Source organism: Massilia sp. YIM B02763, assembly GCF_030412015.1.
Taxonomy (GTDB): domain Bacteria; phylum Pseudomonadota; class Gammaproteobacteria; order Burkholderiales; family Burkholderiaceae_D; genus Telluria.
Genome location: NZ_JASNRD010000006.1, coordinates 117,775 through 144,231 on the forward strand (window position 1 = coordinate 117,775; position 26,457 = coordinate 144,231).

General features: G+C 65.0%; 19 protein-coding genes and 2 tRNA genes. 8 read left to right on the plus strand and 13 right to left on the minus strand.

Translation table 11 applies throughout. The annotated features are described in order from the left end of the window. Nucleotides 1-147 precede the first annotated feature (147 nt). Entirely contained in the window at nucleotides 148-1,989 is a 1,842-nt protein-coding gene (locus tag QPK32_RS10820; RefSeq protein WP_290412820.1) for a S8 family peptidase, read from the minus strand. A gap of 363 nt (nucleotides 1,990-2,352) precedes the next feature. Further along, nucleotides 2,353-4,575 carry a TonB-dependent receptor gene (locus QPK32_RS10825; RefSeq protein WP_290412821.1) on the minus strand — a complete coding sequence of 741 codons (2,223 nt, stop codon included), beginning with the start codon at nucleotides 4,573-4,575 and terminating at the stop codon, nucleotides 2,353-2,355. 330 nt (nucleotides 4,576-4,905) lie between these two features. Here QPK32_RS10825 and QPK32_RS10830 point away from each other — a divergent pair. Further along, nucleotides 4,906-4,981 (plus strand) — tRNA-Val (locus QPK32_RS10830). 43 nt (nucleotides 4,982-5,024) lie between these two features. Beyond that, nucleotides 5,025-5,101, plus strand: a tRNA-Asp gene (locus QPK32_RS10835). A gap of 250 nt (nucleotides 5,102-5,351) precedes the next feature. Here QPK32_RS10835 and QPK32_RS10840 read toward each other — a convergent pair. Further along, nucleotides 5,352-6,506: a GGDEF domain-containing protein gene (locus tag QPK32_RS10840; protein WP_290412822.1), complete on the minus strand. Its 1,155-nt coding sequence runs from the start codon at nucleotides 6,504-6,506 to the stop codon at nucleotides 5,352-5,354. Between the two features lie 258 nt (nucleotides 6,507-6,764). Between QPK32_RS10840 and QPK32_RS10845 the strand changes: the two genes are divergently transcribed. Next, a complete protein-coding gene (locus QPK32_RS10845) occupies nucleotides 6,765-7,247 on the plus strand; it encodes a cyclic nucleotide-binding domain-containing protein (RefSeq protein ID WP_290412823.1) in 483 nt (160 codons plus the stop codon). Beyond that, nucleotides 7,244-8,386: an AI-2E family transporter gene (locus tag QPK32_RS10850; RefSeq protein WP_374046731.1), complete on the plus strand. Its 1,143-nt coding sequence runs from the start codon at nucleotides 7,244-7,246 to the stop codon at nucleotides 8,384-8,386. The genes QPK32_RS10845 and QPK32_RS10850 overlap by 4 nt, the downstream gene beginning before the upstream one ends. A 61-nt stretch (nucleotides 8,387-8,447) precedes the next feature. Here the strand turns inward: QPK32_RS10850 and QPK32_RS10855 are convergent, their stop codons facing one another. From QPK32_RS10855 to QPK32_RS10870, 4 genes are all read right to left on the minus strand, one after another. Then, entirely contained in the window at nucleotides 8,448-10,679 is a 2,232-nt protein-coding gene (locus QPK32_RS10855; protein WP_290412905.1) for a YgiQ family radical SAM protein, read from the minus strand. Nucleotides 10,680-10,859: 180 nt separating this feature from the next. After that, nucleotides 10,860-11,147, minus strand: coding sequence for a DUF4404 family protein (locus QPK32_RS10860; RefSeq protein ID WP_290412824.1), 288 nt, complete (start codon nucleotides 11,145-11,147; stop codon nucleotides 10,860-10,862). A 212-nt stretch (nucleotides 11,148-11,359) separates the two neighbouring features. Further along, complete coding sequence (locus QPK32_RS10865) at nucleotides 11,360-13,474, minus strand: M3 family metallopeptidase (RefSeq protein ID WP_290412825.1); 2,115 nt, start codon at nucleotides 13,472-13,474, stop codon at nucleotides 11,360-11,362. Nucleotides 13,475-13,687: 213 nt separating this feature from the next. After that, nucleotides 13,688-14,275: a TMEM175 family protein gene (locus QPK32_RS10870; RefSeq protein ID WP_290412826.1), complete on the minus strand. Its 588-nt coding sequence runs from the start codon at nucleotides 14,273-14,275 to the stop codon at nucleotides 13,688-13,690. A gap of 190 nt (nucleotides 14,276-14,465) precedes the next feature. Here QPK32_RS10870 and QPK32_RS10875 point away from each other — a divergent pair, with 190 nt between their 5' ends. The 3 genes from QPK32_RS10875 to QPK32_RS10885 are packed head-to-tail and all read left to right on the plus strand — an operon-like array spanning nucleotide 14,466 to nucleotide 17,709. After that, complete coding sequence (locus QPK32_RS10875; RefSeq protein WP_290412827.1) at nucleotides 14,466-15,455, plus strand: glycosyltransferase; 990 nt, start codon at nucleotides 14,466-14,468, stop codon at nucleotides 15,453-15,455. Continuing rightward, nucleotides 15,448-15,834 (plus strand): GtrA family protein, encoded by a 387-nt coding sequence (locus QPK32_RS10880; RefSeq protein ID WP_290412828.1) that lies wholly within the window; start codon nucleotides 15,448-15,450, stop codon nucleotides 15,832-15,834. The genes QPK32_RS10875 and QPK32_RS10880 overlap by 8 nt, the downstream gene beginning before the upstream one ends. 9 nt (nucleotides 15,835-15,843) lie before the next feature. Then, nucleotides 15,844-17,709, plus strand: a complete 1,866-nt coding sequence (locus QPK32_RS10885) for a hypothetical protein (RefSeq protein ID WP_290412829.1) — start codon at nucleotides 15,844-15,846, stop codon at nucleotides 17,707-17,709. A 3-nt stretch (nucleotides 17,710-17,712) separates the two neighbouring features. Here QPK32_RS10885 and QPK32_RS10890 read toward each other — a convergent pair whose 3' ends face one another. From QPK32_RS10890 to QPK32_RS10910, 5 genes are all read right to left on the minus strand, one after another. After that, nucleotides 17,713-18,294 (minus strand): hypothetical protein, encoded by a 582-nt coding sequence (locus tag QPK32_RS10890; protein ID WP_290412830.1) that lies wholly within the window; start codon nucleotides 18,292-18,294, stop codon nucleotides 17,713-17,715. Between the two features lie 87 nt (nucleotides 18,295-18,381). After that, entirely contained in the window at nucleotides 18,382-18,585 is a 204-nt protein-coding gene (locus QPK32_RS10895) for a SlyX family protein (RefSeq protein ID WP_290412831.1), read from the minus strand. A 91-nt stretch (nucleotides 18,586-18,676) separates the two neighbouring features. After that, complete coding sequence (locus tag QPK32_RS10900) at nucleotides 18,677-20,911, minus strand: DUF4214 domain-containing protein (protein WP_290412832.1); 2,235 nt, start codon at nucleotides 20,909-20,911, stop codon at nucleotides 18,677-18,679. 257 nt (nucleotides 20,912-21,168) lie between these two features. Further along, nucleotides 21,169-23,229 (minus strand): UvrD-helicase domain-containing protein, encoded by a 2,061-nt coding sequence (locus QPK32_RS10905; RefSeq protein ID WP_290412833.1) that lies wholly within the window; start codon nucleotides 23,227-23,229, stop codon nucleotides 21,169-21,171. Between the two features lie 93 nt (nucleotides 23,230-23,322). Next, a complete protein-coding gene (locus QPK32_RS10910; protein WP_290412834.1) occupies nucleotides 23,323-24,204 on the minus strand; it encodes a hypothetical protein in 882 nt (293 codons plus the stop codon). A 177-nt stretch (nucleotides 24,205-24,381) separates the two neighbouring features. On the opposite strand from QPK32_RS10910, the gene QPK32_RS10915 reads away from it, so the two are divergent. After that, complete coding sequence (locus QPK32_RS10915) at nucleotides 24,382-24,873, plus strand: SRPBCC family protein (RefSeq protein ID WP_290412835.1); 492 nt, start codon at nucleotides 24,382-24,384, stop codon at nucleotides 24,871-24,873. Between the two features lie 74 nt (nucleotides 24,874-24,947). Here the strand turns inward: QPK32_RS10915 and QPK32_RS10920 are convergent, their stop codons facing one another. Then, the gene (locus QPK32_RS10920) at nucleotides 24,948-26,396 is read right to left on the minus strand and encodes a dihydrolipoyl dehydrogenase (protein ID WP_290412836.1); all 1,449 of its coding nucleotides are present in this window, start codon (nucleotides 26,394-26,396) and stop codon (nucleotides 24,948-24,950) included. Nucleotides 26,397-26,457 lie beyond the last annotated feature (61 nt).

Below are 26,457 nucleotides of genomic sequence, written 5' to 3' on the forward strand. Positions count from 1 at the left end.
ACAGCGTAACGGAAAGCGACCCGCACGGGGCCGCCTTTGGGGTCGATACGACAGGAAAATTTTTGATAACTGCTTGAATGGCAAGGAAAAAGATGCGCCGGGAGGCGCATCTTTTGCAGGCGGTCATGGAACCGCCCGCTCAGCGATTTACCAGCCCAGCTTGAGCGTGTACTTGCCGTTGGTGGAACCGGTGCCGCCGCTGTAGTACACCACGCGCACGTAGCGCGCCGCGCTGGCGGAACCCGTGTTGGCCGAGCCGGCGCTGTCCACCGCGCCGGTGCCGTTCTCGCTCTTCGCCAGCTGCGTGCCCGCGCTGTTGTAGATGTAGACGTCGTAGTCCGAGCTGGCGTTCGGCGTCAGCGTCGCGCTCAGCGTCTTCCCGGCCGGCAGCTGCACGACGAAGTAATCCGTGTCGCTGCTGCTGGAGAGGGCGCCGTTCACCGTGGTGCCGGAGGTCGTCACACTGTTCGCGGTGGACAGCGTGTTGTTCGACTCGGTCTCGGCGACGGTCGGCCCGCTCGGGGTCGCTGCGCCTGCGGCGGCATCTACCGCGGCCGAGGCATCGACAATGCCCACGCCGCAACCGCTGCACGAGGCCGGGAAGGCGCGTGCACTCGACTTCAGGCGGGCCTCGACGTCGTCCGGCGTCAGGCTGGCGTTCTTGGCCAGCATCAGCGCGACCACGCCAGCCACGTGCGGCGTCGCCATCGACGTGCCCATATAGCCCGCGTAGCTGTCGGCGCCCGGGCCGCTGGTGCCGGCGTTGAGCGTCGACAGGATCGCCGCGCCGCTGTCGCCGCCCGGCGCCGCCACGTCGACCACGGTGCCGTAGTTCGAATAGGACGCGCGCCCGCCGTTGCGGTTGGTGGCCGCCACGGTGATCACGCCGGAGCAGTTGGCGGGGTTGCTGTTGCTGGCGTTCTGGGCCTCGTTGCCGGCCGCGACCACGACCACGGTGCCGCGCGAGCGGGCGCCGTTGATCGCGTTCTGGGTCGTGGTGCCGCAGGTGCCGCCGCCGCCCAGCGACATGTTGATGACCTGGGCGCGCGCGGCGATGTTGGGCACGCCCGAGACGGTGCCGCCCGAAGCCCAGACGATGGCGTCGGCGATGTCCGAGGTGTAGCCGCCGCACTTGCCCAGCACGCGCACGGGCACGATCTTGGCGCCGTAGGCGACGCCGGCAACGCCCATGCCGTTGTTGGTCAGCGCCGCGATGGTGCCGGCCACGTGGGTGCCGTGCCAGCTCGAGTTCGAGGCCGGCTCGCCGGTGCCGCACTCGCCCGCCGCGACGTAGTCGCCCGGGTCGCTGGCATCGCTGTCGCGGCCGTTGCCGTCGTTGGCGATGGCGGTATCGGAAATGAAGTCGTAGCCGGCCAGGAACTGGCCCGACAGGTCGGCGTGCGGACGGTAGCCGGTGTCGATCACGGCGACGCGGATGCCGGCGCCCGTCGACTTGTCCCAGGCGGCCGGCAGGCGCATGCCACCGGTGCTCTCGAACAGGTCCCACTGCTCGTTGTAGCGGCTGTCGTTGGGCGTGAACAGCGGATGCATCAGGCGGTCCGGCTCGGCGTACTCGACGGACGGATCGCGCGCGGCCAGGTCGGCGGCCACCTTGGCGGCTTCGGCCACGCTGACCTTGCGGCCCAGCTTGACCACGCGGGCGCCGGTGGCGATGGTGTGCGATTCCTTCATCAGCATGCCGAACTGGCGTCCGGACTGGTCGAGCAGGTTCTTGCGCGCCGTGGCCAGGGGCGCGGCCAGGCTGCTCGAAGCCGCCTGCACCTTGCCCTTGACGGACACGGGACCGTCTTCGCCCTTGTACTTGACGATGATGCGGTCGGTCTCGTCCGCCACCTTCATTCCCTGCGCGGCGGGAACGGCGGCGACGGCCAAGGAGACGCCTGCACTGGCCATGCCGGCGGCGAGCCCGAGGACGGCTGCAGCGCAGAGTTTCAACACGGCCGGATACATCGATTGCTGTGACTTCATGTTTCTTCCTTTAATGAGAAAACACCAAGCTTGATTTTCCGCAGGCACGAATGCCCGAGATCTAGTTTTGTTCGGCGCCAGTGCTGGCCGCCGATTGCCCATCTGTATGTGGACAAGCCAGATTAACCCGCCGGAAAAAACTTTGAGGAAAATTCACAATTGAAATCGATGCATTTACGATACAGAACACTCTTGTTAGCGCTAAAACCTACAAGCTTCGGCCAATTGTAAAATTTACGGAATAAAGTTTAATTGAAGCAAGATAGTAATATTAAACAATTGTGATTACGGTCGATAATCATATGCAATAAAAAAAGGCCGCGATCGCTCGCGGCCTTTTGTCCATCAGAACGGTTCAGGGAATCAGAAATTGCCCTTGAACTGCGCGCCCCACATGCGCGGTTCGTTGACGAAACCGGTCAGGTTGATGAAGTCGATGGCGCCGGTGACGCGGCGCTGGTCGGTGATGTTGCGGCCGAACGCTGCCACTTCATACTTGCCGTTGGCCCAGGTGTAGCCCAGGCGCAGGCCGCCTTCGGTCAGCGGCTTGCCGACGAATTCCTTCGCCTCGTACAGGAAGAAGTTGATCTTCGAACGGTACGACCAGTCGGTGTAGACGAAGAACTCGCCGTCGCCGTACGGAATGCTGTAGCGGGCGTTGACGTTGGCGATCCACTTCGGGGCCTGCGGCAGCGGGTTGCCGTTGATCAGGACGTTGCCGGCCGCATTGATCGGATCGGTGATCGTGCAGGCCGCGCACTGGGCGACGGACAGGCTCGGATCCTTGATCCGGGTGTAGTTGTACGAGGCGCTGGCACCGACGCGGAAGTCCGGGGTGATGATGCCTTCGATATCCCACTCGGCGCCGCGGCCTTCGGTCTTGGCTGCGTTGATCAGCTTGGTGACGTTGGCATTGCCGCCGACCACGGTCAGCTGCTGGTTCTTGATGCGGTAGTCGTAGATCGAGAAGTTGGTGCGGGCGCGGCGCTCGAACAGGTCGGCCTTGATGCCGGCTTCGTACGAGGTGATGGTCTCGGCGTCGGCCACGGTGATGCCCACCGGCGCGAAGGTCGAGGCGGGCGCGATGCTCGGGGCGCGGAAGCCGGTCGCCACGCGGGCGTAGACGTTCACGTCGCGGTTGAGCTTGTACGTGCCCGACAGGTCCCAGTTGACCTTGTCCTTGCTCTCGCTGACGCTGTTCGGGCCCACCGGGGTGAAGCCGAAGGCGGTGACGGTGGCGAAGTCCTTCTTGTCTTCGGTGTAGCGCAGGCCGCCGCGGACGGAGAAGTCCGGCGTCACTTCATAGGTCACCGAGCCGAATGCCGCCCAGGCCTTGTTGTTCTGCTCGCTGGACTGGCGCGAGGTCTGCACGCCGGCGGTGTTGTAGCCGTCGCTGCCGCCGGTCACGTCTTCCTTGAAGTAATACACGCCGGCTTGCCAGTTCAGCGGGCCGGTGTTCTTCGATTCGACGCGGAATTCCTGCGAGTACTGCTTCAGGTCGTCGATGAAGCCCGAGGTCTCGGACTGGAACGGGATGAAGCCCGGACCGGCCGGAATGCCGCCGTCGATGTCGCCGCGGCTGCGGTACTGGTCGACACCTTCGTAGCCGGTGATCGAGTACAGCTTGACCGGACCCAGGTCCCAGGACAGGCGCAGGTTGGCGCCGTTGGTCTTGAGGTTCTGGAAGTTCTGGGCATTGGTGACGATGCTGTCGAGGTCGGTGCCGTCGGCGAAGTCGTTGGTGCCCTTCTTGATCAGGTTGGCGCGGAACAGGCGCGCGCTGCCGGACGTGGTGCGCTGGTGCACGTTGAACAGGGCACTGAAGGTGCTGTCCGGGGTGTACAGGAACTGCACGCGCTCGGCGTGTTCGTTGTAGCCGTCCAGTTCGCCGGTCTTGTTGGTCTTGGCCAGGTCGCTGTAGTTGTCGACGTAGCCGTCGCGGTGCTGGCGCAGCGTCGAGACGCGCATCGCCCACTTGTCCGACAGCGGCACGTTGACGGCGCCTTCCACGCTCGAGGTCGCGTGGGTGCCGTAGGACAGGTTGTAGTAGCCCTCGACCTTCTTCAGGTTCGGCTTCTCGGATTCGAACTTCACGACGCCGGCCGGGGTGTTGCGGCCGAACAGGGTGCCCTGCGGACCGCGCAGCACTTCGACGCCTGCCAGGTCGAAGATCGGATAGCCCTTCAGGATCGGGTTTTCCTGGACGATGTCGTCATAGATCAGCGAGACCGGCTGCGACGCGAAGGTCGAGAAGTCGGTGTTGCCGTAGCCGCGGATGTAGAAGCGCGGGAAGGTACGGCCATTGGAAGACTCAACGTTCAAGCTCGGGGTCTTGCCGGCCAGCAGGCGGATGTCTTCGCCGCCGGAGACCAGCACGTCCAGCTTTTCGCCCTTGATGGCGGTAACCGACACCGGCACTTCCTTGATGTTTTCGGTACGACGCTGCGCCGTCACGGTGACGGTCTGCAGTTCGGCCGGCTGGGCAGTCTGGGTCTGGGCCATGACTGCGGCCGGGAGGGTGGACAGGGCCAGTAGTGCGCCATGCGCGGCGAGCACGCGCTTGTGCATCTTGGACGTCTTGATCATTGAGTTTTTCCTAGGGAAGAGTAAAAAAACTGTCGCGTGTCTCCGCCATTCTTCCTTCGCCGCCAGGCTCGGCGTGGGGGCGCGGCGCAGCAACCCGCATCTTGTTGACGATGTCTAAACGTTGCTGTCATTTAAAGGTCACATTGTCGAGCATGTGTATAAGCTTATGCAAGATATGTCGGTCGTCATACGACAGACTTACAACACCTGCGCGCAAGGACCTTGCTACTTTTTTCCGAAAATCCCTTGCGTTACTTGAAATGGATACGCTATGATTCGGGCCTCTTCGGACGTGATGACAAACGTCGGCAAGAAAACCTCTGGAATAGAGGGCGCTTAGCTCAGTTGGTAGAGCGGATCCCTTACAAGGATTAGGTCGGGAGTTCGAGCCTCTCAGCGCCCACCAAAGTCCGGGTTGATTGCAAGTGAAGCACCGATCAGAGTAAAACGGAGCGGTAGTTCAGTTGGTTAGAATACCGGCCTGTCACGCCGGGGGTCGCGGGTTCGAGCCCCGTCCGCTCCGCCAGATTCAATAAAAAAGGTCCGACTCGTTCGGACCTTTTTTATTTCCAGGTGAATTTTCAGGTGCACCAAGAAAAAAGGTCCGATTCGTGGGACCTTTTTTCGTTTCCGCGCCCGCTGCCTGTAACCGCGCCATGGCCCGGAGGCCGTTGGGTGTTGCCGATCAGCGTCGCGTTCTGCTGGGCGATGCGATCCATCTCGACGACAGCGGTGTTGACCTGCTCGATGCGTGGGCGTGGCCGACGCCTGCGCCGTCATGCGCATTTCAGGATCGCGCTGCCGACCTCCACCCGGTTGCGCCCACCGACCTTGGCCGCATACAAGGCGTGGTCGGCACGCGCCAGGGCCGCCGTCAATTCCTCGTTGGGCTCGATGACGATGACGCCGATGCTCACCGTCATGCGGTAGCCGGTGGCGCAGGACGGCAGCGGCGCCTCGGTGACGGCCACGCGCAGGCGCTCGGCGGCGTGCAGCGCGCCTTCCAGGCTGGTGCCTGGCAGCGCCAACGCGAATTCCTCGCCGCCCAGGCGCCCCATCAGGTCGTGTTCGCGCAGCATGCCGCGCGCGGTGGCGGCGAACACGCGCAGCGCCTCGTCGCCGCAGGCATGGCCGAAGCCGTCGTTGAGCTGCTTGAAGTGGTCCAGGTCGAGCATCATGAGGGCGATCGGCTTGCGCAGTCGCTGCGCGAGCATCCGCGCGGCATCGGCACGCTCGAAGAAGGCGCGCCGGTTCAGCGTCTCCGTCAGGCCGTCGATGGTGGCCAGGCGGCGCATGCCGGCATCGTCCTTCATCTTGCACAGCAGGAGGAAGCCGAAGCCGTTCACGATCATCAGCAGATAGCTGGAGAGATAGGCGAAGCCCAGGATGGGGCTGGCATTGAAAGCATCCGTCCGCCCGTCCGCGACCGCCATCCACATCCAGATCGCCAGCGCGAACAGGGCATCGACGGCACCGATGAGCCGCTGCAGCAGCGGCGCGTCCTTCTGCGGCCGCAGCAGGATCATCGCCGCGGCCGACGCCAGCAGCGCGACCAGTACGGCGACGGTCCAGGTCATCTGCCGGGGCGACGCGCCCAGCGCCGCGGCGCTCGCCACGACCAGCATGGCCGCGACGGTGGCCGGATACAGGGCCTGGCGCCAGCGCCGGAAGCCGAAGAACAGGCAGTACGCGCCCAGTTCCATGGCTGCGCCGGCCACCCACGTGAAACTGGCTACGTCGACCAGCAAGTCCACGCCGAAATGCGGCGCGGTCCAGGCGCATACTTGGCCCAGGCCGGACAGCAGGCGCGCCCACATCCATGCCTTCAATGCGGAATTCGACGGCGCACCGCGCATATAGCCCGCCATCAGCAGGGCAAATGCGATGTTGCCGACGCCTAGCGCCAGCATGAAAGTCTGGATATCGATCACTTTGGTCCTCGAGCAGTCACAGCAGGACGTGGCAATATCTTATGCACAACATATATTGCCTTAAAGAACTATAGTACACGCTTTCTTTTTTCTTGCACGCACGATTTTGCAGACCTTGCCGCGTCCCCGCATCCGCCAGGAGATGAGGGGTATCGACAATCTGTAGCATCCAGCCACATTTCTCGCGTACATGACTGTGCCGAGCCATTGCGTCGTGCATAATTGACAAGCCCGTGTCCGCTGTCTCCTGGAGTCGTCGTGATCTTTGGTTTCCTGAAATCCCCGTCGCTGTCGCCGCGCCAGCACCGGCTGCAGAATACGCCCTTGTTCCGCACGCTCAAGCCGCTGGAGATCAAGTTCGTCGACGGCGTGATGCACGAACGGCGCTACCTGCCGGACGAGATCATCTTCGACGAAGGGGAAGAAGGACAGGCGCTGTACCTCGTGATGAGCGGACGCGTACGCATCAGCCGCACCATCCACGGCAACCGCCAGCTGCTCAACGAACTCGAACCGGGCAGCTTCTTCGGCGACCTCGCCCTGCTCGACGACTCGCCGCGCAGCGCCCAGGCCCGCGCGCTCGGCGGCTGCGAGCTGGCCGTGTTCTTCCGCGACGACTTCCTGGCGCTGATGGAAACCGATGCCGTGATCGGCTACAAGATCTCGCTCGCGCTGGCGCGCCACATCGGCCAGCGCCTGCGCTATCAACTCGACGGCAGCGCCCAGCTGGAGGCACTGTGATCGGCCCCGGCGCCGCCATGCTGCGCGGCGAACGCGCCGGCCCCGTCGTCTGGAGCTGCATCATCGGCGTGACCTGCCTGATGCTGGTGCTGCTCGAGCACATGCTGTGGCTGGTGCTGCCCTTCATCTTCGGCACCGTCACCTACTACATGCTGCTGGGCCCCATGCGCAGCCTGCTGCGCGCCGGTTTCACGCGCAACGTGGCGTCGATCCTCGTCAGCCTGGCCTTCTTCGGCGTGCTGGGCCTGGCGCTGGCCGCGGCCATGGCATGGAGTTCGGCGCCCGAAGGCGGCAGCTGGCACGCCGTCGGCACCCGCTACCTGGACGGCGGCGTCGCCTTCGTGCGCACCACGATGGCGCTGCTGGAAGCAAAGGTGCCGCTGCTGGCCGAGATGCACCTGACGGCCCTCGTCAACCGCCAGTTCACCGCCTTCACCGACGAATTCGCCCAGCGCCACCTGACCACCATCGTGGTGACGGCGGCCGGCTGGCTGCCCTCGCTGCTGCTGGCGCCCTTCCTCGCCTTCTTCTTCCTGCGCGACAGCCTGCGCTTCAAGAAATTCCTGGCGCGCGCCGTGCCCAACGCCTATTTCGAGCGCACGCTATTCCTGCTGCACCAGGTCGACCAGACCGCGCGCCGCTACTTCGACGGCCTGCTCAAGCTGACCATCCTGGACACCATCGTGCTCGCCTTCGGCCTGTGGATCATCGGCGTCTCCTCGCCCCTGCTGCTGGGCTTTATCTCGGCCATCCTGGCCTGGGTGCCGTTTGTCGGCTCCATCGCCGGCTGCCTGATGGTGGTGATCGTCGCCGCCACCGATGCCCCATCGAACCCGCTGGTCGCCTACGGCGCCATCGTCGTCTTCATCATGGCACGCCTGCTCGACGACTTCGTGTTCATGCCGCTGACGTTGGGGCGCAGCCTGCACATCCACCCGCTGGTGACGGTGCTGATGATCTTCGTGGGCGGCATGCTGTCCGGCGTGGCCGGACTGATGCTCGTGCTGCCGCTGCTGGGCGTGGTGATGGTGGTGGGGGAGACGCTGGGGGTGTTGATGACCAGTCCGCGGTTAAGAGCGCGGCATCGGTATGCGAAGGCGTTGCGGGAGAAGCAGGCGAGTGCGGACCTCAAGGTCTGACTCCGACCTTGCACCCGCTACCCATGCGTCGTCCCCGCGTGCGCGGGACGACGTGGTGGCCTTACTTGCGTCCCGCCTTCGGCTTGGTCTTGATGGTCGACAGGATCGACGCCTTCACCTTGGACGGCGGCGCGATGAACGGCGTGGTCGCCGGCACGCGCTCGTTGCGGCGTTCGCCGCGCACGGGGACGCCGCGCTCGGCGCCCCGTGCGCCGCGCTTCGGTGCCACTTCGATCACGCGGCCCTTCGGCAGGCCGCCCGGCGGCGGGCCCTGGCGGTCCTGGCGCGGCGCCGGCGCGGCTTCTTCTCCGCCGCCGGATGCGGGCACCAGGTGACGGTCGCTATTGCCGATCAGGTCGGCGCGACCCATGCGGCGCAGGCCTTCGCGCAGCACCGGCCAGTTTTCCGGATCGTAGTAGCGCAGGAAGGCTTTGTGCAGCTTGCGCGTCTTGCCGCTCTTGGCGGTGTTGACGATTTCGGAGTTCTCGTCGACCTTGTGCAGCGGGTTCTTGCCCGAGTGGTACATGGTCGTCGCCATCGCCATGGGCGTCGGCGTGAAGGTCTGCACCTGGTCGAGGTGGAAGTTATTTTTCTTCAGCCACAGCGCCAGGTTCAGCATGTCCTCGTCGGTCGAACCCGGGTGGGCGGCGATGAAATAGGGGATCAGGTACTGCTTCTTGCCCGCTTCCTTCGAGTACTTGTCGAACAAGGCCTTGAATTCGTCGTAGGCGCCGATGCCCGGCTTCATCATCTTCGAGAGCGTGCCCTCTTCCGTGTGCTCCGGCGCGATCTTCAGCAGGCCGCCCACGTGGTGGGTGACGAGTTCCTTCACGTATTCCGGCGAGCGCACGGCCAGGTCGTAGCGCAGGCCCGAGCCGATCAGGATTTTCTTGATGCCGGGGATCGCGCGCGCCTTGCGGTACAGCGAGATCAGCTTGCTGTGGTCGGTGCCCAGGTTGCTGCAGATGGTCGGGTAGACGCAAGACAGGCGGCGGCAGGTTTCCTCGATCTTCTTGTCCTTGCACGCCAGGCGGTACATGTTCGCCGTCGGACCGCCCAGGTCGGTGATGGTGCCGGCGAAGTTCTTCGTCGTGTCGCGGATCAGCTCGATCTCGCGCAGGATCGACGGTTCCGAACGGCTCTGGATGATGCGGCCTTCGTGCTCGGTAATCGAGCAGAACGTGCAGCCGCCGAAGCAGCCGCGCATGATGTTCACCGAATAACGGATCATTTCCCAGGCCGGGATGTGGGCCTTGCCGTAGCTCGGGTGCGGGGAACGCGCGTACGGCAGGTCGTAGACGTTGTCCATCTCGTCCATCGCCAGCGGCAGCGGCGGCGGGTTCAGCCAGACGTCGCGGTCGCCGTGCTGCTGCACCAGCGCGCGCGCATTGCCCGGGTTCGACTCCAGGTGGAATACGCGCGAAGCGTGCGCATACATCACCGGATCCTCGCTGACCGTTTCGAAACTCGGCAGGCGCACCACTGTCTTGGCCGCCTTCTCGCGCGCGGCGGCCTGGCGCTGTTCGCGCGTCATGATGACGATCGGCTTGGCCACCGGTTCCGGCGCGGCGTTGTCGAGCGCGCACTGGTTCGGGTCTTCCAGCGCCATCGCGTACGGGTTCGGCTGCTTGTCGATGCGGCCCGGCACGTCCACGCGGGTCGAGTTGTGGACGCTCCACTCGGCGTCCGGCAGCCAGCCGTGCGGCACCAGGAAGGCCGTGCCGCGCAGGTCGCGGATGTTCTTGATGTTTTCCCCGGCCGCGATACGGCGCGTGACGTCGACCAGCGCGCGCTCGGCATTGCCGAAGATGACGAGGTCGGCCTTCGATTCGAACAGCACGGAGCGGCGCACCTTGTCCGACCAGTAGTCGTAGTGGGCGATGCGGCGCAGCGACGCCTCGATGCTGCCGGCGATGACGGGCACGCCCGGGAACGCTTCGCGCGCGCGCTGGCAGTACACGGTCACGGCGCGGTCCGGACGTTTATTTGGTTCGCCGTTCGGCGTGTACGCGTCGTCCGAGCGGATCTTGCGGTCGGCCGTGTAGCGGTTGACCATCGAATCCATATTGCCCGCGGTGATGCCCCAGTACAGATTGGGCTTGCCCAGCGCGCGGAACGGTTCCACCGAGGTCCAGTCGGGCTGGCTGATGATGCCCACGCGATACCCCTGCGCTTCCAGCAGGCGGCCCACCAGCGCCATGCCGAAGCTGGGGTGGTCGATGTAGGCGTCGCCCGTGATCAGGATGATGTCGCACGAATCCCAGCCCAGCTTGTCCATCTCGGCGCGGGACATGGGCAGGAAGGGGGCGGCGGGAGCGCGGCTGGAGCGCTTGGGAACGCTCGCGAAAAGATTGGCAGGGGAGTTCATTGGCCGGCATTTTACCGGAAAAGCCGATCCGGGGCTGCCTCCCCGCCAAAAAATAGCTTATCTTTCAATCACTTGTCTCATCCTTGACGCATGATCGCCAGGGATTCAGATGCCCATGTTCGCCAGGATGTTGCCGAGCTGGCGCAGGGCCGGCTCCAGCGTCGGGTGCTTGGCCGCGAACTTGGCCGTGATCTCCTGGCTGCGCGAGGCCAGGCCATAGGTGTTGGCGTCGAGGTCTTCCTCGGCGCGGCGCTCCAGCAGGCGGTTGATGTCGCCGTCGAGCTGGCGCAGCAGCATCTGGAGTTCTTCGTCGACCTGGCCGCCGTTCTCGTTGAGGCTGCGGTGCAGGGTCTTCAGGTGCGCTTTCAGGGTGTCTTCGTTATCGGCTTGCATGGCTTTCTCACTTCATGACGTTGTGACAAAGTTTAACCCCGATACGGCAAGATTGGCGCGCGGCCAACCGTCGTCCCCGCGCAGGCGGGGAACCAAGCTGAAGTGCCGAAGTCGGATAACACGCATCACGGCGGACCGCGCGACTTCGGTTACGCGGCATGGGTCCCTGCCTGCGCAGGGACGACGTTGGTTGATGCGTGCTCCGTACCGGCTTACTCGCCCGTCAACCCGCGGCGCTCCAGCAGCGGCTCGATCTTCGCATCGCGGCCGCGGAAGTTGCGGTACATCTCCATCGCATCCATGGTGCCGCCGCGCGACAGCAGCATTTGGCGGAAGCGGTCGCCGTTCTTGCGGGTCAGGCCGCCGTTTTCCTTGAACCATTCGACGGTGTCGGCGTCCAGCTTCTCGGCCCACAGGTAGCCGTAGTAGCCGGCCGAATAGCCGCCCGAGAACACGTGCGAGAAGTAGGTCGTGCGGTAGCGCGGCGGGACCAGCGGGAAGTCGACGCCGGCGTCATGCAGGGCCTTGGCTTCGAAGCCCAGCACGTCGGTCGGGATCTGGTTCGCGCCCAGCTGGTGCCATTTCTGGTCCAGGATCGATGCGGCCAGGTATTCGGTGGTGCGGTAGCCCTCGTTGAACTTGGTCGATGCCTGCACCTTGTCCAGCAGCTCTTTCGGCATCGGCGCGCCGGTCTGGTAGTGCTTGGCGTAGTTGGCCAGCACTTCCGGCCAGGCCATCCACATCTCGTTGACCTGGGACGGGAACTCCACGTAGTCGCGCGGCACGCGGGTGCCCGAGAAGCGCGGGTACTTCACGTTCGAGAACATGCCGTGCAGCGCATGGCCGAACTCGTGGAACATCGTGCGCACTTCGTCGTAGGTCAGCAGCGTCGGCTCGCCGGCGGCCGGCTTCGGGATGTTCAGGTGGTTGGCGATGACCGGGTGGGTGCCCAGCAGCGCGTTCTGGCCCACGTAGGCGTTCATCCAGGCGCCGCCGCGCTTGTTCGAGCGCGCATACGGGTCGTGCAGGAAGATCGCCAGCTGCTTGCCGTCGGCATCGAACACGTCGAACACGCGCACGTCCGCGTCGTACACGGGCAGGTCCTTGCGCTCCTTGAAGGTGATGCCGTATTCCTTGGTGGCGGCGAAGAACACGCCGTCGATCAGCACGCGGTTGAATTCGAAGTACGGACGCAGCTGGTTCTGGTCGAAGGCGTAGCGCGCCTGGCGCACCTTGTCGCTATAAAAATTCCAGTCGTAGGCGGTGGCCTGGAACTTGCCGCCGTCGGCGTCGATGGCCTTCTGGATCTCGGCCGCTTCCTTCTTCGCGTTGTTCACGGCCGGCTTGGCGAATTCGGCCAGCAGGGAATTGACGGCGCCGGTGGTCTTGGCGGTCTGGTCTTCCAGCAGGTAGGCGGCATGGCTCGGGTAGCCCAGCAGCGCGGCGCGTTCGGCGCGCAGCTTGGCCAGTTCCAGCACCACGTTGCGGTTGTCGAACTCGCCGCCGTGGCTGCCGCGCGCCAGCGAGGTCGCCAGCAGCTTCTCGCGCGTCGCGCGGTTGGTCAGCACGGACAGGGGCGCCTGCTGGGTGGTGTTCACGACCGGGATCACGAACTTGCCGTCCAGGCCGCGCTTCTTGGCCTCCGCGGCGGCGACGTCGATCGCCTTGTCCGACATGCCGGCCAGCTCCGCGCGGCTGTCCACGACCAGGGCCGACGCATTCGCTTCCTTCAGCACGTTCTGGCTGAACTGGGTCTGCAGGGCGGCGATCTTGCCGTTATACGCCTTCAGCTTTTCCTTGTCGGCGGCCGAGAGCTTGGCGCCGGCGCGCACGAAGTCGGTGTGGTAGCGCTCCAGCAGATAGGCCGATTCGGCGTCCAGCTTCAGCTGCGCGCGCTTGTCGTACAGCGCCTGGATGCGCTTGTAGAGCTTTTCGTTCAGGCGGATCTTGTCGCTGTGCGCGGCCAGCTTCGGCGCCAGGTCCTTGTCCAGCGCGTCCAGCGTCGGATTCGTGTTGGTGCCCACCAGGTTCGAGAACGTGGTCGAGACGCGGTTCAGCAGCTGGCCCGAACGCTCCATGGCGACGATGGTGTTGTCGAAGGTCGGCGCGCTCTTGCTGTTGGCGATGGCCTCGATTTCGCGCATGTGCTCGCGCATGCCTTCGTCGAACGCGGGCGCGAAGTCCTCGTTCTTGATCTTGTCGAATGCCGGGTACTGGAACGGCAGGGTGCTCGGCTTGGCGAACGGGTTCGATGCCGGCAATGCGGCGTGGGCCAGGTTGGCGAAGGCCGCGGTAACGGCGATGGCCAGGAGGTGGGAACGGTTCATTCTGAAGCTCTCCGGGAGGGTTGGCGGACCAGGCCATGCGCGTGGCAGCCATGGTCTCTTCTTGTGCGGCGACGGCGACGTCGGCGGCTGAAAGAACACCGCCGGGGATATCCCGGCGGAAAGTTCGATCAAAATAATAGCAGGCTTACACCCGCGCCGGCACAAACCAATTGTTGCGTTTTATATCAACAACCCATCATATTCCCGGAGTATTTACGCCCCGTCGGCAGCGCCCAGGTGTCCTTCGATGCGCCGGTCCGGGATCAGCCACATGACGGCCACGACCGCATACGCGAGGAAACCGGCGCCCGGATGCGCGCACGAAGCGACGATGCCGGCCGTGTACAGCACGATCGACAGCTTGCCCTTGCGGTCGCGCCCCAGCGCCCGCGCCAGCGCGGCATTCTTCGGATGGTGGAACACGAGCGCCTTGACCAGCACCGCATAGGCGATCGCGCACATCACCAGCACGATGCCATAGGCGACCGTCGGCCAGGTCTCGAAATGGTTCTCGCCCATCCAGGTGGTCACGAACGGGATCAGCGACAGCCAGAACAGCAGGTGCAGATTGGCCCACAGGATGCCGCCGCCGACCTCCTTCACGGCGTGCAGCAGGTGATGGTGGTTGGTCCAGTAGATGCCCACGTAGACGAAGCTCAGCACATAGCCCAGGAACACGGGCCAGAGCGGCAGCAGGTCGCGGAACTCGGCGCCGTGCGGCACCTTCAATTCCAGGACCATGATGGTGATGATGATGGCGATGACGCCGTCGCTGAAGGCTTCGAGCCGGGTTTTTCCCATAGGTCACACTTGATGAAGAAGATCGTCGATGGTGGCCGCTTCGTCCCGGAAAAGCTTGGACGAGAACGCCCTCGTGCGCTCGCCGTCGCGCCGCCCGGCGAGAATAATATGTAAATATCTTGATGGCAACATGTCACGGGGAGCAGCTATAATCCCCGGTCGAGCAATTGCTGAAGAAACGAACGGTTCCATGAGCGCCCATCCCGACCTGCTATCCCCTTCCGGCCACGACCTGTCGTCCCACGCACCGCGTGTCGCCGTCATCGTGCCCTGCTATAACGAGGCGCTGACCATCGCCCAGCTCATCCGCGACTTCCGCGCCCACCTGCCGCATGCCCGCATCTATGTGTTCGATAATAATTCGACCGACGACACGGCCCGCGTCGCGCGCGAGGCGGGCGCGATCGTGCGGACCGTGACGATGCAGGGCAAGGGCAGCGTCGTGCGGCGCATGTTCGCCGACGTCGAGGCGGATGCCTACGTGATGATCGACGGCGACGGCACCTACGATGCGGGCGCGGCGCCGCGCCTGGTCGACAAGCTGGTGCGCGAAAACCTCGACATGGTGGTGGGCTCGCGCGTGAGCACCGAGCAGGCCGCCTACCGCTTCGGCCACCGCGCCGGCAACACGATGCTCACCGGCTTCCTGTCCCTGATCTTCGGCCGCACCTTCACCGACATCCTGTCCGGCTACCGCGTGTTCTCGCGCCGCTACGTGAAATCGTTCGCGGCGCATTCGTCCGGCTTCGAGATCGAGACGGAGCTGACGGTCCACGCGCTGGAGCTGCGCATGCCTGTCGCCGAGGTGGAAACGGTGTACGGTTCGCGCCCGGAAGGCTCGGCCAGCAAGCTCAACACGTATCGCGACGGCGTGCGCATCCTGCTCACCATCCTGCGCCTGTTCAAGTCGGAAAAACCGCTGGGCTTCTATTCGATCGCCTTCGCCTTCTTCGCGCTGGCCTCGATCGACCTGGCGATCCCGCTGTTCGCCACTTACCTGGAAACGGGCCTGGTGCCGCGCCTGCCTACCGCCGTGCTGTGCATGGCGCTGATGCTGTTCGGGGTGGTGCTGCTCGCCTGCGGCATCATCCTCGATGCCGTGACCAAGTCGCGCATCGAGCAGAAGCGGTTTTCCTATCTCGCCGTCCCCGCGTTCGACGCCGGCGGCAGGGATGCGTAAGGCCTCGCGCCAGCTGGGCAGCTTCGCGCTGGCCGGCGCCCTCGGCTTCGTCGTCGACGTCGGCGTGCTGTACGCCGCCATGGCGCTGGGCGCGGGCTGGATCGCGGGGCGCCTGCTGTCGTTCGTCGCGGCGGCCTATTCGACCTGGCGCTTCAACCGGCGCTTCACGTTCGCCGCCACAGCGTCTCCCTGGCGCGAATGGTGGCGCTACCTGGCCAGCATGACGGGCGGGATGCTGGTCAATTTTCTCGTCTACAGCCTGGCCTTGTCGCTGCTGCCGGCGGCGTGGTGGGCGCCCGGCCTGGCAGTGGGCTGCGGCTCCGTGGCCGGGCTGGCCGTCAATTTCGCCAGCGCCAAATTGTTCGTCTTCAAGTCCTGAAAGATACTCATGCGTTTCCTGAAGAACCCCTTCGCCGCCATCGAACGCTGGTTCCAGCGCCGCACGGCCGTGCTGTCCCATCCGCGCGCGCCTTTCCTGGCCGCCTGCATCGTGCCCGTGCTGTTCGGCCTGCTGTCCGTCGGCCTGGGCCAGGACAACAACTGGGACTTGAAGAACTATCACTGGTACAACCCGCACGCCCTGCTGCACGGCCGCATCGATATCGACATGGCGCCCGGCCAGTGGCAAAGCTATTTCAATCCGCTGCTCGACCTGCCCTACTACCTGCTCCATACCTTCCTGGCCCCGCAGGCGGTCGGCTTCGTGATGGGCTGGCTGCACGGCCTGAACTTCATCCTGGTGCTGGCCATCGGCCGCCGCGTGCTGGACGGACAGGCGGGCAACGCGCGCCTCGCCGTGCTGCTGGCCGCAGCCGGGACCTGCGGCGCCGGCTTCCTGTCGGAACTGGGCAATTCCATGGGCGACAACATGACGGCGCTGCTGACGCTGCTGTCGGTCTACCTCGTGCTGCGCGGCTGGGAACACATGGGGGCCTGGTCCGGGCGCGCGGCGGCCATCCTGCTGCTGTCGGGATTCGTCATGGGACTGGGCGCGGGCCTGAAGCCGACCAACGTGACCTATGCGGCCGGCCTGTGCCTGGCCCTGTTCGCCCTGCCGGCGTCATGGCGCATGCGCCTGGGCGCCGCGTTCGCGAGCGGCTGCGCGATCGTCGTCGGCATGCTGGTCACCGCCGGCTGGTGGTGGCTGGCCATGTGGGAACGCTTCGGCAATCCATTGTTCCCGCAGTTTAACAATGTGTTCCGCAGTCCGCTGGCCCAGCAGATGGGCGTCATCGACAATTTCCACCTGCCGCGCAGCATGATGGAAACGCTGTTCTGGCCCTTCGTCTTCACCAAGGATTTCCTGCGCGTGTCGGAAATCGCCTTGACCCAGGTGATGCTGCCTGCCCTGTACGTGCTGGCGATCGTGTTCGCCTTCGTATGGCTGGCCGAGCGCGTCGCCGGCAGGCACGTCCACGCGGCGCTGGCGCCGCGCGCCCGCTTCCTGCTCGTGTTCGGCCTGGTCGCCTATCTGGCGTGGATGAAGATCTTCGGCATCTACCGCTACCTGATCCCGCTGGAACTGCTGGCGCCGCTGATGGCCTGGGTGCTGGTGGCGCGCATCGTGCGGCCGCCGTACGCGGCACGCGCCGGCGGCTGGCTGGTCGCCGCGGGCGTGGCGGCGGCCTTCCCCTTCATGACCTGGGGCCATACCGGATGGGCGCCGGCCCCGTTCAGCGCCCGCCCGCCCGCGTTCGCCCAGCCCGCGTCCACCATCGTCTTCACGGCGCACGGACATCCGCCCATGGGCTGGCTGGCCACGTTCTTCCCGCCCGAGGTGCGCGTCATCGCGCTGGCCGGCGGGTTCCCGGAATCGCCCGCCTACCTGGAACGCATCCAGGGCGCCATCGCGCAGCGCCAGGGACCGCACTACCTCATGCTGGCCCTGGCCAAGAACGACAAGGAAAACAGCCTGCACCGCAAACAAGATATCGTCGACGCGCTCGGCCTGACGGCCAGCGCCGAGCAGTGCGCACGCCTGGACCGCGTGCTCAAGCGCGTGCGCTTCCAGGTCCAGGTGAAGCCGCTGGCCGCCCCGGGCCGCCAGTGCACGCTCGAACTGCAGCCGCGCTACGTGGTGGACCTGGCGGCCCAGGACCGCACGATCCTGCAGACGGCGCGCGACAACCTGGACCGCTACGGCCTGGCGATCGACGAGGCCGGCTGCCGCAACTATCCGGCGGCGGTCGGGAGCGAGCCCCATCCGTTCCGGCTGTGCCCGGTGACCGTCAAGAGGCGCACGCCGGCGCCCTGATCCTCAGGCGCCTGGCGGCAGGAACAGGCCCGCGACGGTGGCGATCCAGGCCAGGCTGCCCACGGCGATCACGGCATAGTGGCGTTTCGTCAGCCGGTCGTTGCCGGCCCCGGCCGGGTCGCCGCACACCAGGTTGATCATGCGCTGGGCTTGCAACAGCGGCAGCAGGAGCGGGAACATGGCGGCGATCGAGACCAGGTCGCCGGCCGTGCCTTCCAGCGGCAGGTCGATGACGGCCGACAGGATCATCCACACGACCATGAACGTGGCGGTCCAGCCGCTGTGCCAGGCGGCCACCGGCGGAAGGTGGCCCCCCTGGACCTTCACCTTGCGCAGCAGCGCATGCGTGAAAAACATCGGAAACACCGCGCGCGGTACCGGCCAGACCGTGGTGCCGAAACGCGATGCCTCGGGGTGCTTGCCCTTGTAGCAGGCCCAGTTCTTGTAGAACCAGTAAAACGTGTACAGGGTGAACGTGGCCAGGTAGAGGATTGCCAGCTTGCGCTTGCTCACCACGTAAAAGGGCGGCGCGGCGGCGAGACGGGCCAGTGCTTCGTCGGAAGGCAGATTGCTGCTGGAAATCATCGGAATCGTGCGCGGGATCGTGCGTCGTTGCTCGGCAAGAATTGCACGATGCCCCAGCAGTGTCCATTCGTCAACTGCCGGGCCCGATCAGTAGTGGGGCGGCCGTTCGTTGACGGGCCCCTGGCCGGCGTCGCGCAGCGTACGCACGTGTTCGGCCAGCTTGGCGACCATCGCTTCCAGCTGTTCGATGCGGCGCCCCTGCTCGTACACGGTGCGGTTGAGGGTATCGACCAGGTTTTCCTGGTCGGTCAGCTTGATTTCGATGTCGATGAAGCGGTTGTCGTCGCCCATGGCGGTTCCCGTGAAAGTACGCGCGGAGCGCAAATGAAAAGAGCCGCATTATGCCTGCGGCTCCTGGTCTTGCGTACTGCCTGCCGAGAAATTACCAGGAGAACGGTACGTACTTGATGCCGTCCTGGATGGAACCGATCACCTGCGCCTGGTTTTCCGGGCTTTCGCTGAAGCCGACGATCACGTTGCCGCGCGTCTGGTGCTCGACGTTCAGGGCATTCAGCCAGAACTTGTAGCCGTCGCCGTCGGGATTACGGTGCAGCACGTTCTGGTACAGATTGGTCAGGAACTGCTCGTTCGTCGTGTTCGCGCCGTAGCGCTCGACGTATTCCGGCGACGCGGCGAATTCCATCGCGATGCTTTCCAGCGAGTGGCCGTGTTCCAGCGCATCCATCCAGAAACCCTGGCCGCTCTCGTCGGCTTCGCGGCCGAACAGGGCGCGGTAGACGCGGTAGATCTCGCCGGCGACTTCGCCCGCGCCGATGTCCAGCGCCACGGACATGTCGCTGAACTGCACGCGCTCGACGTTGATCAGGGAATCGTGGCCGCCGTTGCCCACCTTGTCGGTGATGCCGAAGCCCCACACTTCCTTGTTCACGGTGTAGTCGCCGCTCTTGCCTTCGTAGACGACGGTATCGAGGCCGCCCTTGCCGTCGATGGCGTTGTTGCCGGCACCGGGGGCGGTCAGCTTGTCGACGCCGTCGGTGCCGGCGACGTTCAGCGTGCTCTTGACCGTCAGGTTCAGCGTGCTGCCGCTACTGCTCGAGTTGTCGGCCTTGTCGACCGAGACCGGCACGATCGTGTAGCTGCCGTCGGGCAGCGGCGACGTGGTGACGGACCAGGTGCCGTCGGCGCGGACCGTCGCGTGGGCGATGTCGATCGTGTCGCTCAGGTCGCTCTTGGCGCCGATCTTGAACAGCTGGATCTCGGTGCCCGCCTCGCCGGTGCCGAAGAACGTGGCCTGGTTGCTGCCGCTGCTGTAGGAGACTTGCGACGTCGGATAAGCCGGCGCCGTCGCATCGACGTTGAAGGTGGCCGTGGCGCTGTGCGCCGAGTTGTTGCCTGCGGCATCGGTCGCGACCGCGTAGATCTGGTAGTCCAGGCCATCGCTGAAGGGGTTGAGCTTGGCGGTCCAGAGGCCGTTGGCATCGGCGACCGCGCTGCCGACCTGCACGTTGTTGGCCGTGTAGATCTTGACCGTCGCACCGGCCTCGGCGCTGCCCGTCAGGCTCGGGATGCTCTTGGTGGAGATGTAGCCGTTGCCGTTCTTGGCCACGGTGAACACGGGTGCGTTCGGTGGCGTCGTGTCGGCGGCGACCACGTCGGCGCGCGACACGCTGAGGCCGTTGCTGAATTCGAACAGTTCGATCGAGCGCAGGGTATCCGTGCCGTCGATGCCGTCGCGGCTCGTGACCTGCAGGTCGCCGTTGGACTGCAGGGTAAAGATGTAGTTGCTGCGTTCGCCGCGGAAGACCGCGGTATCCGTTCCTGCTCCGCCATCGATCATGTCATTGCCTCCATCTCCTTCGAGTTTATCGTCGGCAGCCGTACCGCTCAGGGTATCGGCGCCACTGGTTCCCGTGATGTAACGTCCACCGGACGTGGAATTGATGCCGTAGGCGCCGCGCAAACCATCGCCGCCGTACAGCCAGTTGAGTGCCGCGATGTCGTATTGCTGGTAGGTGGAATACGGACCCGATGGAGCGTCCGTGTACGACATCAGGGTATTGCCGGTGTTGTCCTGCGCAATCGGCAGCACGGCCGGGTTATCGCCCGAGTAGTTCGGATCCTGGAAGGAATGCTTCAATCCGAGGGCATGCCCCAGCTCGTGCAGCAGCGTTTCGTAGCCATAGCTGCCGGACGCCAGGTTGGCGTTCTGGGCGCCGATCCATCCCGCATTGTCCAGATACACGTAGGCATCGGCGTCGAATGCCAGCTTGCTGCCGGTGCTGTACGAACTTTGCCAGCTGCACAAGCCGGCGACGTTGGTGCCGATGATGTCCACGCTGGCCAGGTGGATCTGGGCCGCCGTGCCGCTGTTCGATTCGACGAACTGGATGCCGGTCACGTCGGAAATATAGGCGAATGCCGCGCGGGTCGCTTCCTGCTGGGAAGCGCTGAATGCCTGCAATGCGCCTGTGTAATTTGCCTGGGCATACTTGGCGTCTTCATTACCAGAGGCAATCGAAAACGTGTAGGTCAGCGTATAGATGGCTGCGCCGGACAGCGTCGAGAGGAAATTCCAGTCGGGGCCGGTATCGAGCAGTGCGTCGATGTAATTCAGCCCGGTGACCGGGGTAGTAGTAATGTCGGATACGGTTGCCATGGGTAGATCGTTGTGCTGCAAACATCGCGGCAATGTTTTGCCACAGAAAAATTGATTATAAAAAAATCACCTCAAGAAAGTATTTCCTGTGTGATAGTTGAAGTCAAATAAGAATTTCAATCGTGCGCACCCCTTGCCAGCCCATCAAGGCTTGGGCACAACAGTTGTTAGTGAACACTTACGAAACTGTTGTGTAATGACATCGGGGGGAGTGCCCGGACGGCGTCCGCGTCCGGGACCGGGGGAATAGCCTGGAATCAGGCGCGCGGGGAAGCCAGCAAGGCTTTCAGGTTGGCCAGGCGTTCCTTGGGACTGAGTATTTCGTTTTCCTTCGGCGGGGCGTCGCCCACGTCCAGCGCCATTTCCTTGATGAAGCGCGACGGGTCGCAGTGCACCAGTTCGCCGGCGCGCTTGCGCTTCTTGCACCAGGTGACGTGCAGGGTGCGCTGGGCGCGGGTGATCCCCACGTACATCAGGCGCCGCTCTTCCTGGATGCGGGCGGCGATCTTTTCGACGGGATCGTCGACGTCGCCCTTGTGCGGCAGGATGCCCTCCTCGCAGCCGACCAGGTAGACGTGCGGGTATTCCAGGCCCTTCGAGGCGTGCAAGGTGGACATGCGCACGGCGTCAGGTTCCTCGTCCTGGCCTTCGAGCATCGACATCAAGGCGACCATCTGGGTCAGCTCGAGCAGGTTCTTTTCCTCGCCGTCGCGGTCGCGTCCGCCGCGGCCGCGCTCCTTCAGCCAGTTGACGAACTCGAGCACGTTCTGCCACTTGCCCTGGGCGGCGCGGTCGTCGAAGTTCTCGTACAGGTAGTGCTCGTAGTTCATCTCCTTCATCATGTCGTCGAGCAGCTCGGCGGCCGCATCGCCGCTGCCGGACGGGCCGGGGCGCGTGGCGCGCGATTCCAGCTCGTTGATCCAGTGGCAGAACTCGCGCAGCGGGATCAGCTGGCGGTCCTGCAGGCGCGCCTCGATGCCGCCCTTGAGCGCGGCCTCGAACAGCGAGCAGTTCCACTGCTTGGAGAATTCGCCCAGCGCCTCGATGGTCGCCATGCCGACGCCGCGCTTGGGCGTGGTGATGGCGCGGATGAAGGCCGGGTCGTCGCCCTCGTTGGCGATCAGGCGCAGGTAGGCGATGATGTCCTTGATCTCGGCCTTGTCGAAGAAGCTCTGGCCGCCCGAGATCGTGTACGGAATGCGTTCCTTGCGCAGCGCCTGCTCGATCACGCGGGCCTGGTGGTTGCCGCGGTACAGGATCGCGAAATCGGACCACTTGTTCTTGCGCTGGAAATGCTCGGTCGAGATCAGCATCGCGACCTGGTCGGCCTCCGTCTCGTCGTTCGGCATGCCCGTCACCTGGATCGGCTCGCCCAGGCCGTGCTCGGACCACAGCGATTTCTCGAACAGCTTCGGGTTGTTGCCGATGACGGCGTTGGCCGCCTGCAGGATGCGCGTGGTCGAGCGGTAGTTCTGTTCCAGCTTGATGACGCGCAGGTCGGGGAAATCGGTCTGCAGCGTTTTCAGATTCTCGACCGAGGCGCCGCGCCAGGCATAGATCGCCTGGTCGTCGTCGCCCACGGCCGTGAACATCGGCTTTTTCCCGAGTCCCGTCACCAGCAGCTTGACCAGCTCGTACTGGCAGGTATTGGTGTCCTGGTACTCGTCCATCAGCAAGTAGCGCAGGCGGCGCTGCCAGCGGTCGCGGATCGGTTCGTTGTTGCGGAACAGTTCCACCGGCAGGCGGATCAGATCGTCGAAGTCGACCGCCTGGTAGGCCTGCAGCGTGGCGAGATAGCTGCGGTAGATGCGGCCGGCCTGGGCCTCGTCCTCGTCCTGGGCGTTGTTGATCGCATCCTCGGGGTCGACCAGGCCGTTCTTCCACAGCGAGATGGCGTTCTGGATGCGGCGGATTTCCTGCTTGTCGGTGGTGACGGCCAGGTCGGACACGATCGTGTAGCAGTCGTCGCTGTCCATGATCGAGAACTTGTCCTTGAGGCCGACGCCGGCCGCTTCCTGGCGCAGGATCTTGACGCCCAGCGAGTGGAAGGTCGAGACCGTCAATTGCTTGGCCTGCTTGGGCTGCTTGAGCAGCTTGCCGATGCGCTCCTGCATCTCGAGCGCGGCCTTGTTCGTGAACGTGAGCGCCGCGATCGTGCGCGGATCGTAGCCGCGGTGTTCGATCATGTAGGCGATCTTCTGGGTGATCACGCGGGTCTTGCCCGAGCCGGCGCCGGCCAGCACCAGGCAGGGACCGTCGAGGTAGAGCACGGCTTCGCTTTGCGGACCGTTGAGGCCGAAATTCGGGGTGGTGGACATGGGAAATTTCTGGAAGGACAGCTCAGCATTGTAGCGAAGCTTGTCCTTGCACTAAAGGGCGGCCGTACAACAGCGTCCCGGCCGCGCCGGCGCTCAACGGAAACGCGCGAGGTAGTCGGCCGCCAGGCCGTCCAGGTGCGGCGCATAGCGCGCCAGTTCGGCCTCGCTGCCCGGCGATTGCCAGTCGTCCTTCCACGTCATCACCACGCCGTCCGGCAGCACCACGCGGGCGAACGCCGCGCCGTCGCGCCGCACGTCGGCGATGGCGCCCCAGTAGAAGTCGCGCCGGTAGGACTTGCGCACATTGCCCAAGCCAAAGTCGAGCATCAGCGCATCGTCGATCACGCACACGGCGTGGCCGTCGATCTGGCCCGGCTTGGCATAACCCGGTGCGCCCAGCATGAAGGCATTGCCCTGGTTGAGGATCTCGACCTGGCCGGACACGATGCGCGCGCGGTGGCCGTGCAGCCCGGCGAGGCGATGCACCAGTGAAGCGACCAGGAAACAGGCGCTGCCGTAGTTGTGCAGGTACAGCCAGCCGAGGTCGTACATGCGGTCGTACAGGATGCGGCCGAAGTCGGCCAGCTGGGTATTGTCCGACTGGACCAGCAACTGCTGGCCGCGCAATTCGCCGCGCACGATGAACATGGCGTCGAACACGCGCCCGTAGCGATCGAGCAAGCCCAGGAAGCGTTCGGTCGCGCGCACCGCCAGGCCGTTGTCGGCATCGGCGGCCAGCGTCACCAGGCCATGCTGCTCGAAGCGTTGCAGCTGTTCGGCGATCACGGCCGGCGGATGGGGCAGTCCCCGGGCCAGGTGCGAGAGCGTCAGCACCTGGTGCGACACGAAGTCGTTGCCCAGTTTGAGGAACAGGTCGTAGCCCGGCATCGAATCCGTGCCGGGCACGTTCTCGACGACCCAGTTACGGACCTGGGCGACGCTTTGCAGGATCGGGGGAACGCGCTGCAATGACATTGTAAATACCCCGCACGAATCAAGACACAATTCCCGAGTTTGCCTGAAATTCCTGCGATTGGAAATGACAAAGCGACATTGCGAACGCGCGGACGGCCCCCACATCCTATCCAGCCGCACGGGATGGGTTACCATGGCCTGTGGGCGTCCTGACGCCATTGCATCCGAGAAAAAAATATGAAATTTGAACACCTGATCGAGATTAACGACCCGCTCAACCCGCTGATCGACACGGTGACGCGCGAACAATTGTGGCGCGGCCTGGTCTTGCGCGCCGAGGATCCGAAACTGTTCGTCCCGCACCTGGACGAATGCACCCTGGGCGAACGGAACAGCGAAACGAGCAGCTTCACGCGCCGCCTGCGCTACGGCGAGCTGGTGATCGACGACACCGTCTACCTGACCCCGCTGCAGGAAGTGCGCTTCGAGGTGCCGGCCCAGGGCGATATCGCCCAGTCGCGCCTGACCATGGCGATCGAGGCGCCGACCGAGGGCGTGCTGTGGGTGCGCTTCACCTACGACGACGGCAATCCCGCCGCCGCCGACGACATGGGCAAGATGTACGAGGACTTCAAGAAGTCCGCCTACCAGGAAGCCGACCTCGACACCGTCAAGATCGTGCGCCAGATGGCGGCGGAAGGAAAGCTGGACGCCAGCTATCTGAACTAGGCGTCAAAGCAGGGGTCAGAGCCCGGTGTTGCCTTTCAAAGGGCTCTGACCCCGGTGTGCCGCAGCGAACGCCATCACGTGCCCGGTTCCACCTCGTCCGGGTCGACGTCGCTGGTCCCCTTGGCGATATTGTGGGCCAGGTCGCGCAAGGCGGTGCGCACGCCCTCTTCCACCACCGGGTGGTAGAAGGGCATTTCCAGCATCTGGTCCACGGTCAGGCGCGACTGCACGGCCCAGGACAGCAGGTGCCCGATGTGCTCCCCGCGCGGGGCGATCATCTCGGCGCCCAGGAAGCGGCCCGTGACGTATTCGCCGTACACCCGCAACATCCCCTTGTTCTGCAACATGACGCGGCTGCGGCCCTGGTTCTCGAACGAGACCTTGCCGACCGCGAACTTCGGCTTGCCCGGGGCCGTCAGCGCCTTGTAGCTGGCACCCAGCGTCACGATGTTCGGCTCGGTGAAGGCCGCCGTCAGCGGCGTACGGCGCAGGCCGGGGCGGATGTCCGGATAGCGTCCGGCATTGTCGCCGGCGATCTTGCCGTGGTCGGCGGCCTCGGGCAGGATCGCCAATTCCTGGTTGGCGTCGCCGGCGATGAAGATGTGGCTGTTCCCGCACTGCATGGTGCGGCTGTCGTACAGCGGCACGCCGTTCGGTCCCAGCGCCAGGCCGCTGTGCTCCAGGCCCAGGTCCTTCACGTTGGGCGTGCGGCCGGCCGCCTGCAGCACGTACTGGAAACGGGCGCAGCGCTCTTCCCCGCCTTCGCGCGTGCACAGCACGATCTCGTCGCCATCCTGCTCCGCCTTCACGATCTCGGACTGGAAATGCAGGTCCAGCTCCTCGCGCAGCACGCGCCCGGCCTGGCGCAGCACCACCGGGTCGGTCAGTTGCGCCACGCTGCCGCCGCGCGCATAGACGCTTACCCGCACGCCCAGGCGCGCCAGCGCCTGGCCCAGTTCCAGGCCGATCACGCCGGTGCCGATGACGGCCACGGAACGCGGCAGGTCCTGCCAGTAGAACACGTCGTCGCTGGTGATGACGCCCGCGCCGGCATCGGCCAGCACGGGCAGCCGGGTCGGCGCGGAGCCGGTGGCGATCACGATGCGGGCCGCCTCGATCTCGGTTCCCTCCCCGTCCGCGCCGTCGACGCGCAGCAGGTGCGGCGCGACGAAGCGCGCATGGCCGCGCACCTTGTCGGCGTCGGGGATGGTGTCGACGCCTTCGAGCACGAAGCCGACGAAGCGGTCGCGCTCGCGCTGCACACGTGCCATCACGGCCGCGCCGTCGATGCGCTTTTCTCCCGCGTGCACGCCGAATTCGGGGGCGAGATCGAGCATGTGCGCGGCCTCGGCCGCCGCGATCAGGAGCTTGCTGGGCATGCAGCCGACCCGCGCGCAGGTGGTGCCGTACTGCCCGCCTTCGATGAGCACCGTGCGTGCGCCCTGCTGCACCGCCGCGCGGTAGGCCACCAGGCCCGCCGTGCCGGCGCCGATCACCGCGACATCGACCTTCAATCTCTGCATCGTGTTCTCCTGCTTGTTCGTCCCGATTGGTTCCGATTCGTCCCGCTTCGTCCTCGTCCGC

Coding starts and splice junctions, on each gene's coding strand:
- QPK32_RS10820 (WP_290412820.1), bottom strand. CDS start 1,989: ATGAAGTCACAGCAATCGATGTATCCGGCCGTGTTGAAACTCTGCGCT.
- QPK32_RS10825 (WP_290412821.1), bottom strand. CDS start 4,575: ATGATCAAGACGTCCAAGATGCACAAGCGCGTGCTCGCCGCGCATGGC.
- QPK32_RS10855 (WP_290412905.1), bottom strand. CDS start 10,679: ATGTCCCGCGCCGAGATGGACAAGCTGGGCTGGGATTCGTGCGACATC.
- QPK32_RS10860 (WP_290412824.1), bottom strand. CDS start 11,147: ATGCAAGCCGATAACGAAGACACCCTGAAAGCGCACCTGAAGACCCTG.
- QPK32_RS10865 (WP_290412825.1), bottom strand. CDS start 13,474: ATGAACCGTTCCCACCTCCTGGCCATCGCCGTTACCGCGGCCTTCGCC.
- QPK32_RS10870 (WP_290412826.1), bottom strand. CDS start 14,275: ATGGGAAAAACCCGGCTCGAAGCCTTCAGCGACGGCGTCATCGCCATC.
- QPK32_RS10875 (WP_290412827.1), top strand. CDS start 14,466: ATGAGCGCCCATCCCGACCTGCTATCCCCTTCCGGCCACGACCTGTCG.
- QPK32_RS10880 (WP_290412828.1), top strand. CDS start 15,448: ATGCGTAAGGCCTCGCGCCAGCTGGGCAGCTTCGCGCTGGCCGGCGCC.
- QPK32_RS10885 (WP_290412829.1), top strand. CDS start 15,844: ATGCGTTTCCTGAAGAACCCCTTCGCCGCCATCGAACGCTGGTTCCAG.
- QPK32_RS10890 (WP_290412830.1), bottom strand. CDS start 18,294: ATGATTTCCAGCAGCAATCTGCCTTCCGACGAAGCACTGGCCCGTCTC.
- QPK32_RS10895 (WP_290412831.1), bottom strand. CDS start 18,585: ATGGGCGACGACAACCGCTTCATCGACATCGAAATCAAGCTGACCGAC.
- QPK32_RS10900 (WP_290412832.1), bottom strand. CDS start 20,911: ATGGCAACCGTATCCGACATTACTACTACCCCGGTCACCGGGCTGAAT.
- QPK32_RS10905 (WP_290412833.1), bottom strand. CDS start 23,229: ATGTCCACCACCCCGAATTTCGGCCTCAACGGTCCGCAAAGCGAAGCC.
- QPK32_RS10910 (WP_290412834.1), bottom strand. CDS start 24,204: ATGTCATTGCAGCGCGTTCCCCCGATCCTGCAAAGCGTCGCCCAGGTC.
- QPK32_RS10915 (WP_290412835.1), top strand. CDS start 24,382: ATGAAATTTGAACACCTGATCGAGATTAACGACCCGCTCAACCCGCTG.
- QPK32_RS10920 (WP_290412836.1), bottom strand. CDS start 26,396: ATGCAGAGATTGAAGGTCGATGTCGCGGTGATCGGCGCCGGCACGGCG.